Annotated in this window: 14 protein-coding genes; 7 read left to right on the top strand and 7 right to left on the bottom strand. The window is 56.4% G+C overall.

What is annotated here, in order from left to right; translation table 11 throughout:
• The first annotated feature begins 15 nt into the window (after positions 1-15).
• Positions 16-1,434: an L-fucose/L-arabinose isomerase family protein gene (locus ACR8BF_RS11300; protein ID WP_434744969.1), complete on the top strand. Its 1,419-nt coding sequence runs from the start codon at positions 16-18 to the stop codon at positions 1,432-1,434.
• A gap of 51 nt (positions 1,435-1,485) precedes the next feature.
• On the opposite strand, the gene ACR8BF_RS11295 is transcribed toward ACR8BF_RS11300, so the two are convergent.
• Both ACR8BF_RS11295 and ACR8BF_RS11290 read right to left on the bottom strand, forming a co-directional pair.
• Entirely contained in the window at positions 1,486-2,616 is a 1,131-nt protein-coding gene (locus tag ACR8BF_RS11295; protein WP_313701450.1) for a mechanosensitive ion channel family protein, read from the bottom strand.
• A gap of 96 nt (positions 2,617-2,712) precedes the next feature.
• The gene (locus ACR8BF_RS11290; protein ID WP_179896011.1) at positions 2,713-3,447 is read right to left on the bottom strand and encodes a flagellar brake protein; all 735 of its coding nucleotides are present in this window, start codon (positions 3,445-3,447) and stop codon (positions 2,713-2,715) included.
• 210 nt (positions 3,448-3,657) lie between these two features.
• Between ACR8BF_RS11290 and ACR8BF_RS11285 the strand changes: the two genes are divergently transcribed.
• Positions 3,658-3,906 carry a GlsB/YeaQ/YmgE family stress response membrane protein gene (locus ACR8BF_RS11285; RefSeq protein ID WP_013357556.1) on the top strand — a complete coding sequence of 83 codons (249 nt, stop codon included), beginning with the start codon at positions 3,658-3,660 and terminating at the stop codon, positions 3,904-3,906.
• A gap of 67 nt (positions 3,907-3,973) precedes the next feature.
• On the opposite strand, the gene ACR8BF_RS11280 is transcribed toward ACR8BF_RS11285, so the two are convergent.
• Entirely contained in the window at positions 3,974-6,073 is a 2,100-nt protein-coding gene (locus tag ACR8BF_RS11280) for a TonB-dependent siderophore receptor (protein ID WP_434744968.1), read from the bottom strand.
• 191 nt (positions 6,074-6,264) lie between these two features.
• Entirely contained in the window at positions 6,265-7,950 is a 1,686-nt protein-coding gene (treA, locus tag ACR8BF_RS11275; RefSeq protein ID WP_434744967.1) for an alpha,alpha-trehalase TreA, read from the bottom strand.
• Between the two features lie 209 nt (positions 7,951-8,159).
• Here treA and ghrA point away from each other — a divergent pair, with 209 nt between their 5' ends.
• The 3 genes from ghrA to ACR8BF_RS11260 are packed head-to-tail and all read left to right on the top strand — an operon-like array spanning position 8,160 to position 10,473.
• A complete protein-coding gene (gene ghrA / locus ACR8BF_RS11270) occupies positions 8,160-9,101 on the top strand; it encodes a glyoxylate/hydroxypyruvate reductase GhrA (RefSeq protein WP_434744966.1) in 942 nt (313 codons plus the stop codon).
• A 39-nt stretch (positions 9,102-9,140) separates the two neighbouring features.
• On the top strand, positions 9,141-9,878 hold the full coding sequence (locus ACR8BF_RS11265) for a phosphatase (RefSeq protein WP_140033520.1): 738 nt from the start codon (positions 9,141-9,143) through the stop codon (positions 9,876-9,878).
• Positions 9,879-9,906: 28 nt separating this feature from the next.
• The gene (locus tag ACR8BF_RS11260) at positions 9,907-10,473 is read left to right on the top strand and encodes a TorD/DmsD family molecular chaperone (protein WP_313701458.1); all 567 of its coding nucleotides are present in this window, start codon (positions 9,907-9,909) and stop codon (positions 10,471-10,473) included.
• Between the two features lies 1 nt (position 10,474).
• Here the strand turns inward: ACR8BF_RS11260 and ACR8BF_RS11255 are convergent, their stop codons facing one another.
• Positions 10,475-11,854 carry a CoA transferase gene (locus tag ACR8BF_RS11255; RefSeq protein WP_434744965.1) on the bottom strand — a complete coding sequence of 460 codons (1,380 nt, stop codon included), beginning with the start codon at positions 11,852-11,854 and terminating at the stop codon, positions 10,475-10,477.
• Positions 11,855-11,900: 46 nt separating this feature from the next.
• Entirely contained in the window at positions 11,901-12,785 is an 885-nt protein-coding gene (locus tag ACR8BF_RS11250; protein WP_434744964.1) for a DMT family transporter, read from the bottom strand.
• A 172-nt stretch (positions 12,786-12,957) separates the two neighbouring features.
• On the opposite strand from ACR8BF_RS11250, the gene ACR8BF_RS11245 reads away from it, so the two are divergent.
• Positions 12,958-13,683, top strand: coding sequence for a glutamine amidotransferase (locus ACR8BF_RS11245; RefSeq protein ID WP_313701463.1), 726 nt, complete (start codon positions 12,958-12,960; stop codon positions 13,681-13,683).
• On the opposite strand, the gene ACR8BF_RS11240 is transcribed toward ACR8BF_RS11245, so the two are convergent.
• Positions 13,671-14,234: a class I SAM-dependent methyltransferase gene (locus ACR8BF_RS11240; RefSeq protein ID WP_179896001.1), complete on the bottom strand. Its 564-nt coding sequence runs from the start codon at positions 14,232-14,234 to the stop codon at positions 13,671-13,673. The two genes, ACR8BF_RS11245 and ACR8BF_RS11240, sit on opposite strands and share 13 nt — an antisense overlap.
• Positions 14,235-14,467: 233 nt before the next feature.
• Here ACR8BF_RS11240 and exaC point away from each other — a divergent pair, with 233 nt between their 5' ends.
• Positions 14,468-15,988 (top strand): acetaldehyde dehydrogenase ExaC, encoded by a 1,521-nt coding sequence (exaC, locus tag ACR8BF_RS11235; RefSeq protein WP_292993238.1) that lies wholly within the window; start codon positions 14,468-14,470, stop codon positions 15,986-15,988.
• Positions 15,989-16,577 lie beyond the last annotated feature (589 nt).

Below are 16,577 nucleotides of genomic sequence, written 5' to 3'. Positions count from 1 at the left end.
ATCCGGAGCAGAGCCATGACAACACTTCCTCAGCAGTTAACCTTCGGTGTCATTATTGGCAACCGGGGTTTTTTCCCCAGCTATCTGGTGGGCGAGGCGCGACAGCAGGCGGTTGCGCTGTTTGAAAAGATGAACATCAATACGGTGATGCTCGATGAAACCCAGACCAATCTGGGTGGCGTCGAGACGCGGCAGGAAGCCAAGACCTGCGCCGCGCTGTTTCGTCAGCATCGCGAGAAGATCCACGGCATTGTGGTGCTGTTGCCTAACTTTGGCGATGAAAAGGCGATTGCGGAAGCGCTGCGTCTGGCCGGGCTGAATGTCCCGGTGCTGGTGCAGGCGGAAGAGGACAACCTCGATAAAATGGGGCTGGCAACCCGGCGTGATAGCTTCTGCGGCAAAATCTCACTCTGTAACAACCTCCGGCAATATGGCATCCCGTTTACACTGACCCGCCAGCACGTCTGCGCCCTGAGCGGCGACGTCTTTATGCAGGATCTGCAGCGGTTCAGCCAGCTCTGTCGGGTGGTGAATGCGATGCGGCGGGTGCGCGTCGGCGCGATTGGTGCGCGGCCCGCCGGATTCAACACCGTGCGCTACAGCGAAAAGCTGCTGGAGAAGATGGGCATCGCGGTGGAAACCCTCGACTTGTCTGAGATCTTTACCCGCACCAACCGGCTGCGCGATGACGATATCCGCGTAGCAGAGAAGCGTGAGATTCTGGAGGCCAACGCCGATGCCCGCGGCATTCCTGGCGACAAACTGGTGACCATGGCCAGGCTGTTTGTCGTCATCAGCGAGTGGATCAGCGACAACGATATTGATACCACGGCCATTCAGTGCTGGACCTCGCTGCAGGAGAATCTGGGGATTAACGTCTGCTCAATTATGAGCGTGATGTCGGGCCAGCTGATGCCCAGCGCCTGCGAAGTGGACGTGATGGGCGCGCTGTCGATGTATGCGCTCGCCAGCTGTTCGCTGAGTCCCGCCTCGCTGGCGGACTGGAACAACAACTTTGGCGACGAACGGGATAAATGTGTGCTGTTTCACTGCGGGAATTTTGCCAGCGCCAGTCTGGAGTCACCGACAATGGGCACAGCGGATATCATCGGCACGACCGTAGGCAAAGAGAACACCTGCGGCGCGGTGCACGGCCGGATGAAGCAGGGCGATCTGACCTATTTTCGCCTCTCAACGGACGACTTTAGCGGCGAAATCAAAGCCTATGTGGGTGAGGGGATGTCGGTTACGGATCCGCTGGACACGGTGGGCTGTCGTGCGGTGATTCAGGTACCACAACTGGAAACGCTGCTGGCGTGGATCTGCCGGAATGGCTTCGAGCATCATGTAGCGATGAACCACTCTGCCACGGCGGGTGTGTTGCAGGAGGCGTTCAGTGAGTATCTCGGCGTGAGCTGCTATCGGCATCAGTAGGTGGTAAGACTGAATGCCCGCCCTCCCTTGAACAGGAAGGCGGGCAGAAACTTAGCGCGCCATTCTGCGCACCTCGTCCTCTTCATTCGGCACTGCTACCAGATCGACCGGTGGCAGATTACCGCCGCTGAACTCAACCTGACGAATCGGGAAGGCAAAGCGGATATTCCGTTCTTCCAGTGCCGCCATCAGCTGCAGGTTAATCTCCTGCTGAATATCCATGTACTTATTGTAATCCGCGTCCAGCACAAAATAGACCACTTCAAAGGTCAGTTTTGAGTCCTCAAAGGCCAGGAAATGGGCGCGGTCAAAACGGGTGGTTTCAACGCCCTGAATAATCTCTTTCACCAGTGGGCTGATCTCCCGGACCTGCTCAGAGGGTGTGGCGTAGCTGATACCAAACTTAAACACGATGCGGCGCTGCTGCATGCGCTTGTAGTTGTGGATCGTCTGTTGCAACAGAATGGTATTTGAGCAGACAATCTGCTCGCCACTCAGGCTGCGCAGTCGGGTCGTTTTCAGACCGATATGTTCGATGGATCCGGCAATGTCACCAAAGACAATAAAATCGCCATGTTCAAACGGCTTATCAAAGCCTATCGCCAGCGACGCAAACACATCGCTCAGCACGGTCTGAATCGCCAGCGCTATCGCGATACCGCCGACGCCCAGGCTGGCGACCAGTGCGGTAATGTTGATGCCCATGTTCGACAGAATGGCCAGGAACATCATGATCCAGACCACCACCCGCAGCAGAATCCCGAGGATCACTGTGGTGACCGGATTACGCACATGCAGCGGGTCGCGCAGCAGACTTTTCAGCCATAGCCGGATGCCGCAGTCGATCCACAGCGCCAGCTGCACAATCAGCGCCAGGAACCAGCCGTGCGCGATGGTTACGCTCCAGGACGCGGGCAGATCGACAAACTTCAGGGCAATCAGCAGCGAAAAGATCAGCAACAGGGTCTGGCTGGTACTGCGCAGTATCTCCACCAGAATCGCGGTGGCGCGGACATGGCGATGCTCGCTATAAAGGGCAATCCGGTTGGAGATAAAGCGAATCAGAGTACGTAATACCCAGTAAATGACCAGGGTGGAAACCACTACGATAGCGCTGTTAAGCCAGAGTTCCTGATTAAAAAAGAGGGATTGAAAACGACGTGAAGAGAGCCAGTTTTCCATTGGGGAGGGTCTCCTTGCTGGGTTCCGGTTTAAAAGAAAACAAGCAAGAAGCATAGCCTGGATGCAACCCATCTGTGTGGCGCATCCGTAAAGCCGTTACTGAAAACGGGTCGATTTATCGCGTGCCAGCCGCTCCAGGGCAAAAATAATCTGCTGAAGCTGCCGCTCCTGCGCCGGGTTCAGCGTGGCAAACCGGAAGCTCAGGCGGGGTGTGATCAGGGTTTCATTTTTGCGGGTCACGACACAGCGCTCGCCAATATTCAGTAGCTTCACCGGCACTTCAAAAATGCCATATTCGCCCAGCTCGACCCGGAACGAGTTGAAGCTGTCACCGTTCTGCAATCCTTCGGGTAACGGTTCATCCACCAGCACGCCAAGACCGCCCAGGGAGAGATCCTGTAACCGCAGGCGCGTTTTACGGCCATCCGGCCACGCGGTGTGACACCAGAACTGCGGCTCCAGCGGGGCGCAGACCCGGAAAAACTCCCGACGCTGAATCTGCCACAGCAGGTCCGGCAGCGGCGCGCTGAAAGCGGGTAAGCCTTCAAAATCTATGCGTTCCAGTGAGGTCAGGCTGAATTCCACCTTTGCACCGAAAGTTTCAGCGGTGATGCTGAGATCGTCGCTGGTCAGGGCATAGTCGTTATCCAGGTTATTACTGCCAAGATCAAACACCAGACGATCTTTATCGGCCGTCAGCATCCTGCTGATGAACTGCCCACGTGGAAACCGTACCAGCAACGGCGTCTGATGCCGCAGCAGATCTTTCATAACGCCCAGAACCGCCAGCGTGCCACGTTTTAGATATTGTTCCTGGTCGGCTTCTTTCACGTCCTGCTCCACAAGGGGGTTACTTTGTTTATGCTGTTTTTTTGTCTCGTTTCGGTTATCGGCGCGGCTAAAAAAAGCTTTAATCTGCGGCTCATAAATAATAACCGTGAGCAGGCAAGCAATTTTCAAAAAGATGACTATACTTATCGCGGTAAACCGCTTGATAAATCAGGCGTTCACGATTTAATCATAAAAAGGAAGGAGCAACAGATGGGTATTATTTCCTGGATCGTCTTTGGCTTAATCGCAGGTATTCTGGCGAAGTGGATTATGCCGGGTAAAGACGGTGGCGGTTTCATTCTGACTATCGTGCTGGGTATTATCGGTGCCGTAGTGGGTGGCTGGATCAGTACGCTGTTTGGCTTCGGCCGCGTCGATGGCTTTAACTTCGGCAGTTTTGTGGTCGCAGTGATCGGTGCCATCGTGGTGCTGTTCGTTTACCGCAAAGTACGCAGTTAACCGTAACAGTTTCAACAGAAAAGGGGACGAAGCGATTCGTCCCCTTTTTTTATCGTTTACTCTGCCATCAGAAGTCGTAACCGACTGTCGCCATCACGCTGCGCTCTGCGCCCCAGTAGCAATAGCCCGTGTCGTAACAGCCCGCCACATAGGTGCGGTCAGTCAGGTTATTGGCGTTGACCTGCACCCATGCGCCTTTCAGACTGCTGTTCCAGACGCCGAGATCGGCCCGCACTGAGGCATCAAATAGCGTCACAGACGGCACGCGTGTGGTGTTTTCATTGTCCGCCCACTGTTTGCCGATGTAACGCACGCCCGCGCCCGCACTCAGACCGTAATCAAACTGATAGTGACCCCAGAGTGCCGCCATGCTGTTGGGAGTAACATACGGCGTATGGCCGCTGTTGCCATCCACCGAATCTTTAAAGCGCAGATGATTGAGCGTGTAGCTTGCTACGGTGCTCAGACGCGGGGTTAACTGATTACGCGCTTCAAGCTCGATACCCTGTGAATGAACTTTGCCCGATGGCGTAAAGTACGGCGTCGGTGCTTCCCGGTTCGCCACATCTTTCTGCGTCAGGTCATAGACCGCCACGCTGTAGAGATCGCGGGTGCCGACCGGCTGATATTTCACGCCGGCTTCATACTGCTCGGCGGTGGTCGGCTTCAGCAGGTTATTGTTGGAATCGGTAAGCGCGGCCGGGGTAATTGCCTGGCTCCAGCTCACATAAGGCGAGATGCCGTTGTCAAAGGCATAGAGCAGGGCTGCGCGTCCGCTAATGTGATCATCCTGACGACGCTCGCTACCGCTGTTATTGGCGACGATGCGGTCATAACGGCCGGAGAGATCAAGATGCCAGCGATCCAGCTTCATCTCATCCTGCAGATAGAGGCCGGTCTGGTAGTAGCGGCGGGTACTATCTGCCCAGGCGTGGTCAGGCATCTCACCCACCTGCTCGCCGGTCACGGCATTAAGCTGGTTAGCTGAACCGCTGGCCTCACTAATCTCATTTTTGTAACGATGATACTCGGCACCCAGCGTCACGCGGTGCTCCAGTTCGCCCGTGTTGAACTCTGCCGTTAAACGGTTATCGGTGGACCATGCAGAGAGCGACGAGCGTTCGCCAGAGTAGTAGCGGTTCAGCAGATCGGGATTATTTTCATCCCAGCCAATCTGATAGACCTGATCGAGATCGACATTTGAGTGGCTGTAGCTGCCGGTCGAGGAGAACGTCCAGACGTCGTTAAAACGATGGGCGAAATCGAAGCTGTAGATCTGTTCGTGCCGCTTGAACTGATCGAGATCGCTGTTGCCCTCATAAAAGCCGTTGCTCAGCTTGTAGCCGTTGTGTTCGGTGAGGCTGCCGTCTCCCGGTACAGAACCATGATAGCCGCCTGAGGGATCTTTCTGCAGATAGGCTTTCAGGATCAGATGAGTATCTTCATCCGGCTGCCACATCAGCTGCGGCATCAGCGCATATTTCTCTTCGCGGGTGTGATCGTACTGGGTATCGCTGTTGCGGGTTACGCCGGTCAGGCGAAACGCCCACTGATCGTTGATCGCATTGGTATAGTCAAACATCGTGCCGGTGGTGGCGTTGCTGCCTGCCTGCAGCTGGATGTGACCCTCTTCCGCGAACTGAGGACGCTTGGTCACCATGTTCACCAGCCCACCCGGCACCGTCTGGCCATAAAGCGCAGAAGAGGGGCCTTTGATGACGTCGATGCGCTCAAGGAAGGCGTTATCTACCTGCAATGCGTTGAAACTGCCGCCGTCGCTCATTACCCGCATACCGTCGAGGAAAGTGTTATCGACATCGCCGCCGTGGAAGCCACGCAGAGCAATAGTGTCATAACGGGTCGCCGCACCGCCGAAGTTGGTGAAGACACCGGAGCTGTAGCCCAGCGCCTGGTTCAGGGTCAGCGCGCCCTGATCCTGCATCTGCTGGCGGGTGACCACGGATATCGATTGCGGTGTGGTAATCAGCGGACGATCGCTTTTAGTTGCGCCCTGGCTGGTGGTCGCCAGATAACCCTGGGTCGGCGAGGTCGAATCTTCCTGCGGCTGGGCAGTGACCACCATATCGGCAGCATAACTCAAAGCAGGCGCGGTCAGCGCCAGGATGCAGAGGCGAATATGGCCTTTCAGCGACAATGACAGTTTCATCAAAATTCCTTTCTTGGCAAAGGTTCAGGCAGGTGAATAAAATTATTGATAGGCAATCTCATTATCATAATGAGAACTATTACCTTTTGTAAATTGGCTGCAATTTTGCCTGTTGATGTAAGAAGGTCAAGTAAAATTCGCTGAAATGAGGTGCGGATACCTCCGGCGGGGCCGGAGGTATCCAGAGTGGATCAGTTTTGCGAGGCAGACGCCTGAGGAATATCGTGGGCGCTGTTACAGGTTTTATCTTTCGGGCAATACTTATCCAGCAGTTTCAGCGTGACGCCGTTGGTCCAGCCAAAGCCATCCTGCAGCGGATACTCACCGCCGCCACCGCCGCCGAGATTTTTGCCGTCAACGACATATTTCTCCACCAGCTTATGCTCACGGTCATAGGTGTTCTGGACGTTTTGCAGGAAGCGTAAGCCGACCTCTTTCGCCAGTTTAGGCTGGTTGTAGTGTTCCAGACCTTCTACGGCAACCCACTGCAGCGGTGCCCAGCCATTCGGCGCGTCCCACTGCTGACCGTTGTTCACGGTGGTGGTCACCAGACCGCCGGGTTTCAGCAGCTGTTTTTCTACTGCGCTGGCGGTGCTTTCAGCCTGTTTGTCACTGGCGACCCGCAGATAGAGCGGGAACAGGGCCGCAGCCGTCAGCTGCGGATGGACCTGTTTTTTCTGCCAGTCATAATCGGCATACCAGTTCTGTTTGCTGTCCCACAGATAGCGGTTGATTGCGGCCTGGCGCTTCTCCGCGCGATCGGCAAACTGCTTCGCCAGATCGCTCTGCTTGTTCATCTGGTAGCCTTTTGACAGTGTCTGCTCCAGATGGAACATCAGGCTGTTAAGGTCAACCGGGGCCAGCTGTGTGGTGCGAATTGTCGACAGGTTGTGCGCATCGGTAAACCAGCGCGAACTGAAGTCCCAGCCTGATGCCGCACCGGAACGCAGCTCGCGATAGAGTTCCGCTTTATTGCGCTGCGGCGCTTTCTGCGCGGTAGCTATGTCATCCATCCAGGATTCGGTGCGTGGCACGTCGCGCGCATCCCAGTAGCGGTTGAGCAGGGTGCCATCCGTCAGCTTTATGACCCGCTTACTGGCCGCGTCTGACACCACTTTATCGCTATCCGCCATCCAGTAGTCATACTCTTTCTGCAGCTGCGGCAGGTAGCGGACATAGGCTTTGCCGTCATCGTGTGTCGCCAGCAGATCAACCATCAGGCTGAAGAACGGTGGCTGTGAACGACTCAGGTAGTAGCTGCGGTTGCCGTTAGGGATGTGGCCATAACGGTCGAGGAGTGAGGCGAAGTTATCCGTCATATCCTGCACTTTGTCCCAGTGTCCGCTCTCGGCCAGCCCCAGCATGGTGAAGTAGCTGTCCCAGTAATAGACTTCGCGGAAACGCCCGCCCGGCACCACGTAGGGCTTAGGCAACGGCAGCAGGGAATCATACTGACCGGCGCTGCTGGTGGTGCGCGTCAGTACCGGCCACAGGCCATCAATGTGTTCACGCAGGTTTTGGCCGGCAGGCGGCACATATTTATCACCGGCAGTGGGCAGGGTGAAGTTGGTATCAACAAAATGCTTCAGATCGAAGTTGCGCTGTTTCTTCTGCATCTGCCAGTCGGCAAGAATCGACGCGGGATCGAATTTCGGCACCGCATCCGCAAAGGTCTTTTGATCGGGATAGAACTTCGCCTGTTGCACGGCGTTAAATAGCGGTCCTAAACGCACATCCGGCGGCTGCGGCTGATTATTCAGCATGCGGCTGTTGTCGTCGGCATGGGTGGTGAAAGCGGGAACGCTCAGCAGCAACGTGAGCAGAAAGGGCGCATAACGCTGACGCCGTGAGTCGGCGCTTACCTCAATTTTTGTCATCGGTTTTTCTCCTTGTCCGAAATGCGGCCGCGCGTAACGCATTGACCACAGGTCCAACTTTAGACCTTATCTGACCACTTCACCCTGAAGCGAGCCGGAAATGTGAAGCCACGGGAATTATTTTTAGGGAAAAAACCGCATTATCACGCCGGTTTTTTCTTGCTCTCACCCCGCTTTTCCCCGACGCTGAAAGAAAAAAGGAGAGCAGGATGGAGATCATCTGGTATCACCCGTCGCAGTCTGCAGCGGCCTGGATTAACGGTTTACAACAGCGTCTGCCCCAGGCGCGGGTTCGGGCCTGGCAGCCAGGCGATAAGGGGCCGGCTGATTACGCGCTGGTCCGCTCACCGCCCACAGAGATGCTGCAGGGACGCGCCACACTGCGCGGCGTCTTTGCGCTGGGCGCAGGCGTTGACGAGATTCTGAAACAGCTGCAGCAGCATCCGGAGATGCTGCCCGACACCGTGCCGCTTTACCGGCTGGAAGATACCGGGATGGCGCGGCAGATGCAGGAGTATGCGGTGCATAGCGTGCTGAGCTGGTTCCGTCGTTTTGACGACTACCGTCTCCAGCAGCAGCAACAGTGCTGGCAGCCACTGCCAGGTTACACGCGCGAAAACTTCACCATCGGCATTCTGGGCGCGGGCGTGCTGGGACAGAGCGTAGCGGAGAGCCTGAAACCCTGGGGATTCCCGCTGCGCGTCTGGAGCCGCTCACCGAAAGCGATCGACGGCGTGACCAGCTTTGCCGGTCGCGATGCCTTGCCTGCCTTTCTGCAGGAGACGCGCGTGGTGATCAACCTGCTGCCGAGTACACCCGAGACCATAAATCTTATCGATCACGACTTTTTACAGCAGCTGCCCCACGGCGCGTTCTTCCTCAACATCGCGCGTGGCGCGCAGGTGGTGGAAGACGATCTGCTGGCCGCGCTTAATAGCGGTCAGCTGAAAGCGGCGGCGCTGGATGTCTTTCAGGTTGAACCGCTGCCGGAGGCGCATCCACTCTGGTCACATCCGCGTGTCATGATCACCCCCCATAATGCGGCGGTAACGTTGATCGACGAAGCTATCGACTACATCGCCCGCGCCATCAATCAGGATCAGGCAGGCGAGCCGCCGCAGGGCAGGGTGGATCGTCAGCGCGGCTATTAATGAACCGGCCCTGTCAGGGGCACTCAGCAGGAGAAGAGGATGTATCCGGTAGATCTGCATATGCACACCATCGCCAGCACGCATGCTTACAGCACGTTGCACGATTACGTGACTCAGGCGAAGCAAACCGGCCTGAAACTGTTCGCCATTACCGATCACGGCCCCGACATGGCCGATGCGCCGCACTACTGGCACTTTATTAATATGCGCGTCTGGCCGCGTGTGATCGATGGCGTAGGGATTCTGCGCGGTATCGAAGCCAATATTAAAAACCAGCAGGGCGAGATCGACTGTTCAGGTCCGATGCTTGATGCGCTGGATTTAATCGTCGCCGGTTTTCACGAGCCGGTTTATGCGCCGCGCGACAGAAAGCATCACACTGACGCGATGATCGCCGCCATGGCGGGTGGGCTGGTCCATATCATCAGCCATCCGGGCAACCCGAAATTCCCGGTCGATATTCCGGCGATCGCTGAGGCCGCCGCCCACTACAATGTGGCGCTGGAGCTGAACAACTCCTCCTTTACCCACTCGCGTCCGGGCAGTGAACCGAACTGCCGGGCTATCGCCGCCGCCGTTCGCGATGCCGGAGGACGACTGGCGTTTGGTTCCGATTCCCACACGGCATTTACGCTCGGCCATTTCGAACACTGCCTGCGGATTGCCCGCGAGGTGGATTTTCCCGAAGATCGGGTGTTAAATGTCACGCCGCGTCGCCTGCTCGACTTTCTGGAAATGCGTAGCGGCAAACATATTGCTGAACTGGCTGACTTTTAATTTATTTTGCCTCAAGGAAATCTGACTCATGAATGAGTTTTCCATTCTGTGCCGTGTAATCGGCTCACTGTTTAATCGTCAGCCGCAGGACCCGCTGCTGGTGCCGCTTTTCACGCTGCTGCGTGAAGGTAAACTGCAGTCGCAGTGGCCGCTGGAACAGGATGAACTGCTGACGCGTCTGCAGCAGAACAGCGACCCGCAGGCGCTGGCCGCCGATTACAACGCGCTGTTTGTTGGCAGCGATTGTAATGTGCCGCCTTACGCTTCACAGTGGCCGGAAGGAAAAACTGAAGCTGAAGTGCGTGCCTTCTTAACGTCGCGCGGCATGCCGCTGAGCGATGCGCCTGCTGACCATTTTGGTGTGCTGCTGCTGGCCGCATCATGGCTGGAAGATCAGTCTGCGGAAGATGAGAGCGCAGCGCAGATGGCGCTGTTTGAAGAGTACCTGCTACCGTGGTGCGGAACGTTCCTGGGCAAAGTGGAAGCGCATGCGACCACCGCGTTTTATCGCACCCTGGCGATGCTGAGCCGTGAAGCCATTCAGGCGATGTACAACGAACTGCTGGACAGCAGCGAAGAAACGCCCGACGCCTGATTTACCATGTTGCCGGGTGTGTACCCGGCTTACAGCCTGGCGTCGCAAAAATTTGCGGGGTGCCGGGCAGCCAGGACGCCGCCTTGAGCCTTACGCCAAATCCCCACGGCGTTAACTCGTAGCAGGGCTGGTTATCTTTAACCTGCGGGACAATGCCCGAACCCGCGAGCTGACCCGCGGGGTGCTGCTGCAACAGCCACGCGGTGCGTGCCAGCGACAGCCGGACCTGGCAACCGTGGCCCTCAGTAATGCGTCGCCGCAAGCCCTCGAGTACCGCCGCCGCCAGCAGATAGCCGCTGGCATGATCCAGCGCCTGGACCGGCAGCGGAACCGGCTTATCGCTCTGCTGCCACTGCATGCCCCGCTCAGCAATCCCGCATCCCATCTGCACCAGACTGTCGAATCCCCGACGGTTGCGCCACGGTCCCTGCCAGCCCCAGGCACTCAGACCAGCATCGACCAGGCCAGGTGAGAGTGCCTGAAGGGTCTCTGCGTCAAACCCAAGCCGTTCCAGCGCATCTGCCCGATAGCCGTGCACCAGTACGTCCGCTTCGCGCAGCAGGCCGATAAACTGCTCGCGATCGGCAGTCCGGGTCAGGTCGAGCACCGCACGGTGCTTGCCGCAGCTCATCTCCTCATCCAGCGTCGGTTCCTGCAATCCCGGAGGATCGATGCGCAGCACGCTGGCCCCCAGGCTGGCAAGAAATCGGGTAGCGACCGGCCCGGCAATAATCCGCGTCAGATCCAGCACTTTTATACCCATTAACGGACGCGCCTCGGCCAGCGGCCAGTCTGGCGCAGCTAAGGGCTGGGTAGTCTGCCAGCTAAACAGGGGTTCGCGCTGCAGGGCCTGACCCTGTGGATGCTGCTGCCAGGCGGCGGTGCTGCGCATTTCTGCGGCGCAGCCACCGGCATCAATAATTGCCTGCTCCAGTTCTCTGGCCTGCCATTGCTGCACCTGCTGCGCCAGCGCCGCGCGGTCGGCGTGCGCACCCAGCACCTGCTCCATCGCCAGCCGGTGATGCGCAGCATTGGTGTGCAGACGGATCCAGCCATCGCGACTGCGATAGTCACCGGCAAACGCATCCCACATCGCGGGCGCCGCGCGGTTCAGCGGGTGAAAGCTTTGCTGAAACCAGCGCGATGCCAGACGCACATTGACGATGATGGGGTGAGAGGGACATTCAGGTCGGGATGTGGCAATGAGTGCAGCGGCAGCCTGCGTCGCCAGACCGAGGCTGGTGGCCGCCAGTTCACTGACGGCAAAAGCAGAAGAGAAGGTGGCACGATCAACGAAGGTGGGAAGAGGCAAGGCGTCATCGCGCCCCCGCAATCCCTGCTGCATCTGCTGCCACAAAGAGGCGGCAAGCTTTGAGTCCATGTTGTGCTCCCTGAAAAAGGTCATTTCTCAAGCATAGCACGCGGAATTAACGCCGCCGCAGGCGCGGGAAGCGGGCATGCATCCGTAGGTTACGCAGGTTGATCACCGCGATAGCCGTGCCGAAGATCACCAGGGATGCGCCGATAATCTTGAAGCTGTTGAGGCTGTCACCCAGCACCATAATCCCCATCAGCACCGATAAAACCGGCGTCAGCAGCGAGTAGGGCATGATCAGGTTGACGTTATATTTCTTCAGCAGCATGTACCACAGCGTATAAGCCACAATCGACGAGGCGATGGCGCTGTAGAGAATCGCAAACCAGCCGTGCCAGCCCGCATGTTGCAGGGCATAGAGCTGGTTCGACTCCATCACAAAGCTGGACGCGCCTGTGATCGGAATCGCCAGAAACGCAATCCATCCGGTCATGGTCAGCGGCTTAATCGGCGGCGACTTCTTTACAATCAGGTTACTGACGGCCCACCCGGTGGCGCTGCACAGCAGCAGGCAGAGCACCCACCATGACGGAATCGTCGGGCTGCCAGAAAGCACCACCACGCCGCTCAGCGAGATCATAATGCCCACCAGCTGCACCAGCTTCAGCTTCTCTTTCAGCACCACCATCGCCAGCAGCATGGCAATCGGCGTTCCCAGCTGCACGACAATGGCACCGGTGCCGGCATCGGTGTAGCGCAGGCCGACAAACAGCAGCGAGAAGTGCATAAAGCCGAATGTAAACGCCAGCAGTAGCAGCCAGGGCAACTGTTGACGGTTAATCCGGCAAAACGGCACCAGCACGATGGCCACGATCACAAAACGCATAAACGTCAGAAACAGGGGCGGCAGCTCCAGCAGGCCCCATTTCACCGCCACGTTGTTGAAGGCCCAGATGGAAACCACCATCAGAATCAGAAAAAAATGCCGCACAGCCACGATAATATCCTTTCGATGATTTTTGCTTAGCCCGCTAATGATGGCACGAACTGCGGCATTCCAGCCAATCGCAGCGACAAATTTTCTGCCATTGCGGCGCAGCCCGATGAGACTTTCGCGCGCGATGCTGGCAGACTGATTTGAAACGACTTCTTAAAGGAACCGATTCGGTATGACCCAGACGTCCGCCTTACCCCTTGCGTTGATTCAGCTTGAAGTCCCACCCGCAAACGTCGTCTCAGAGATTGGTGAACAGCCGCGCTGGTTCATTGACGCGTTAAACCTGCAACCTGATGAGTATCTGATTGTCCGGCCCCATCTGGGCGAGGCATTACCCGATTTCGATCAGATTTCCGGAGCGATCCTCAGCGGTTCCTGGGCGATGGTCACCGATCACGCTGAGTGGAGCGAACGCAGCGCCGCATGGATTCGGGCAGCGATTGATACTGATCTGCCGCTGCTGGGTGTCTGCTATGGTCATCAGCTGATGGCCTATGCGCTGGGCGGGGAAGTGGCCGATAACCCCAATGGCTGGGAGCGCGGTCTGTTGCCGATCCGCTGTTCAGGCCAGGCGCAGCGCGATCCCCTGCTGCAGAAATTGCCACAGGATTTTAGCGTCTGGCTGTCACATCGCCAGTCGGTGATCAGTGCGCCGCCGCAGGCACAGGTGCTGGCTGCTTCTGCACGCGATGGCTGTCAGATTGTACGCTATACGCCGCAGGCACTCTCCGTGCAGTTTCATCCTGAATTTACACGGCACATCATGACCGTCTGTACGCCGCAGGGCTGCACAGAGGAAGGGGCCAACGAGATAGAAGGGAAAGACTGGGCGCGTGAGTTGCTGGCGACGTTCTGGCAACAGACGCGCCCGTTAGTCGGGCGTGCTCAGGGCGCGTAATGACGTGTGCAGCGATAGACCCAGGCGGGTGGCACGTTTTTCAGCACCCGCTGGCGTTCCCAGGTGAAGTAGCGCGACAGATCAGGCTGGGTCAGCGAGGTGTACTGAAACTGCACAAACACGCCATTCGGGCCGAGGGCGTTATAGACCGCACGCAGGATTGCCTCTCGCAATTCAGGGGGTAAAGACAGCAACGGCAGGCCAGAGAAAATGACGTCATACTTCCCACTCAGGTACTCCGCAGAGCAGGTGCGCACGGTCATGCGTGGATCGTCCAGCGCGTTGAGCTTGTCTGCCAGCGTGCTGCTGATCTCAAAAGCATCCAGCGTTGCGTCGGGTGCCATCTGCGCCAGTATCTGCCGTGTCAGCACCCCATCACCTGCGCCGAGTTCGGCAATTCGTAACGTTTCAGGCCATTCCACCGACGCAATCATGGCGCGGCACAGTGCCTCTGATGAGGGTGTAATGCTGCCCATCTTGCGAGGGTTGCGGATAAACTGATGCACGAAATTGGCTTTAGCGCGCATCAGGGTAATAGCTGAAGCCAGCATGCTCATCTCCAGAATGAATTCATCCTCACGTTGACACCCTTTGTGCCGCACAAGTTTCTCCCTGACCAGTCTTTTAGGTAAAAGTCGGAATTTTCTATAAGCGCAGCGGAAGCACCTATTCCTTCGGGGCGGTCACAGTTTCTGGTTAACAGACCTGACAGGCTCTCAATGATCCTTCATGTTAATAATAAGTTTCATCATTGTTGCATTAGTCACCTGTCAGGAGAATGACCATGCGTTACGCCGCCCCCGGAGAACAGGGTTCTCTGATTACGCTACAAAAAAATTATGGCAACTTCATTAATGGTGAATTCGTCGCGCCGGTGAACGGCAACTACTTCACCAATACCTCACCGGTGAATGGTTCTGCCGCCGGTGAGTTTCCACGCTCAGACGCTGCCGATGTTGACAACGCGGTGGCCGCTGCGGCAGCGGCAGCTGATGCCTGGGGCAAGACCTCACCCCAGCAACGCTCGCTGCTGCTATTGAAAATTGCCGATCGGCTGGAAGAGCATCTGGAGACCATGGCGGTTTATGAAACCTGGGATAACGGCAAACCCGTGCGTGAAACCCTGGCGGCCGATCTGCCGCTGGCCGTCGATCACTTCCGCTACTTTGCCGGTTGTGTCCGCGCGCAGGAGGGCAGTGCAGCAGAGATTGATGAGTTCACGGCCGCCTACCATTTCCACGAGCCGCTGGGTGTGGTGGCACAGATAATCCCCTGGAACTTCCCGCTGTTAATGGCGTCCTGGAAACTGGCACCGGCGCTGGGCGCGGGTAACTGCGTCGTGTTGAAACCGGCTGAACAGACGCCGCTGTCGATCACCCTCTTTGTCGATCTGATAAAAGATCTGCTCCCGCCGGGCGTGCTGAATGTGGTGCATGGGTTCGGTAAAGAGGCCGGTGAAGCGCTGGCCTCTCATCCCGGCATCGCCAAAGTCGCCTTTACCGGCTCTACTGCCACCGGCGGTCATATTCTGGAGCTGGCAGCGAAAAGCCTGATCCCGTCGACAGTTGAGCTGGGCGGCAAATCACCGAACATCTTCTTTGAAGACATCATGCAGGCGGAAGAGAGCTTTATTGAGAAAGCCGCCGAAGGCGTGGTGCTGGGCTTCCTGAATCAGGGTGAAATCTGTACCTGTCCGTCGCGTGCACTGGTGCAGGAGTCAATCTACGAGCCGTTCATGGCGGCTGTCATGAAGCGGGTAAAAACCATTAAACGGGGCGATCCGCTGGATACCGAGACCATGGTCGGCGCTCAGGCGTCGCAACAGCAATTCGATAAAATTCTCTCTTATCTTGAGGTTGCACGAAAAGAGGGTGCTGAAGTGCTGGTGGGCGGCGGCGTCGAAAAGCTGGATGACTCACTTAACAGCGGTTACTACATCCAGCCAACCCTGCTGAAAGGCAACAACAGCATGCGGGTGTTCCAGGAAGAGATCTTTGGCCCGGTCATTGGTATTACAACCTTTAAAGATGAGGCGGAAGCGGTCAGCATCGCTAACGATTCTATCTATGGCCTGGGTGCAGGCGTCTGGACCCGCGATATCAACCGTGCCTATCGCGTGGGCAGGGCGATTAAAGCGGGACGCGTCTGGACGAACTGCTATCACCTCTATCCGGCGCATGCCGCATTTGGCGGCTATAAAAAATCGGGCATCGGCCGTGAGACCCACAAAATGATGCTGGATCACTATCAGCAGACCAAGAATCTGCTGGTCAGCTACAGCATCGAGCCCCTGGGCTTTTTCTAATCCTGACAAGCCGCTTACCCGGCGCGCCAGCTCAAACCACGCTCAGGCGTGGTTTTTTTGTGATCCTCTGTTGTAACCTTCTGACACAATTACACTTATTAGTAATCACGCTTTCTAAAGAACAATTAATCAGTCCTGTCTGAACGGGCAATTCACCGATAATCGCTTCGCTTACCTCCATTCTGCTCTCTTCCATGTTCACTCACTGAAATCCCGTACATTAAATAGTTAACTAATTGATAAGTATATTTTTATTTCGTGGTTTTGTGAGCGTGTAATGCATCACTGCCAGCGGCCTGACGCTTACACATCCTGAGTGCAAAAAATCAGAACCACTTTTAACATGAGTATTTTTAATGAAGGGGTGTTGTAAAATTAATCAATGTGTAAAAATACTTCATATTTTTGCAAGTTGTTGGGATTTGTCCTAACAGAGTACCTAAAAGGGTGACATATTTGGATTAACTTAATTAGTTAAGTATTTCTAAAGTAAAATCTTGTGAAAGTGGGTCTTTGAAATTTTGTCAATCTTATGTAAACTCGCAGATTATATTTACACATGGATTGTAATTTCAGACCGGCGGGCAGG

The organism is Candidatus Pantoea rara (genome assembly GCF_051136265.1).
Taxonomy (GTDB): Bacteria; Pseudomonadota; Gammaproteobacteria; order Enterobacterales; family Enterobacteriaceae; genus Pantoea; species Pantoea rara.
This window is presented reverse-complemented; position numbering and strand designations above follow the sequence as displayed.